The sequence below is a fragment of the Bacillus haikouensis genome (genome assembly GCF_013179555.1).
GTDB lineage: Bacteria > Bacillota > Bacilli > Bacillales > Bacillaceae_B > Rossellomorea > Rossellomorea haikouensis_A.
The window spans coordinates 1-829 of the sequence record NZ_JABMCR010000589.1; the positions used below are offsets into that span (position 1 = coordinate 1).

1 protein-coding gene is annotated in these 829 nt (G+C 48.7%); it reads left to right on the forward strand.

The window, feature by feature from the left end; translation table 11 throughout:
* On the forward strand, window positions 1-829 hold an 829-nt coding region (gene phaZ, locus HP456_RS24480), incomplete at both ends, for an intracellular short-chain-length polyhydroxyalkanoate depolymerase (protein WP_172255872.1).

Genomic DNA, 829 nt, shown 5'->3' on the forward strand with positions numbered 1-829 from the left:
TAATGGTGAAACGCTTGCCTTCCAAGTGCGCCCTGGCGGCGAGTCCATTCTTGTATTGATTCATGGGAACATGGCATCCTCTGATCAATGGGACCTGCTGTTGGAAAAGCTGGATCCGGCATACACTGTGTATGCCGTTGACTTGCGCGGCTATGGAAAATCCTCTTACCATACCCCCATCGATTCGATCGCTGACCTTTCACAGGATCTGAAGCTTTTTACTGATGCACTGGGATTGAAGTCATTTCACTTGATGGGCTGGTCAAACGGCGGAGGAGTGGCGATGAAGTTTGCAGCCGATTATCCCGATCAAGTAGAGAAGCTAATCTTGCTGGCATCCATGTCCACGAGGGGGTATCCTGTTTTCGGTGCAGACGGGGAAAGGCTCCGCACGAAAGATCAAATTGCACTTGATCCCGGCATCAATATGATACGCGACGCCGTTCTGCACAACAATAAAGCCTTTCTCAAATCAGCCATGGATCAATTGCTGTACTCGAAAAACCAGCCAGAAGAAGATCGCTATGACAAATACCTGGAAAATGCCCTTAATCAACGAAACCAGTTGGACGTTGCACACGCAGCGAACCAATTCAACATCAGCACCGAGTCAAATGAGGCTGCCGCAGGCACGGGCGAAATCGGACACATCACGTCACCAGTTCTCGTCCTGTGGGGAAAAGACGACCTTCTTACATCAGAGCAAATGACGCTTGAAATCATCAATGATATGAAAAACAGTGATATCGACATCCACTATACCGTACTCCCTGCTGGACATGCTGCACTTATCGATCATTTAGAAGGCGTAGCTGATGAAGTGGAAAGG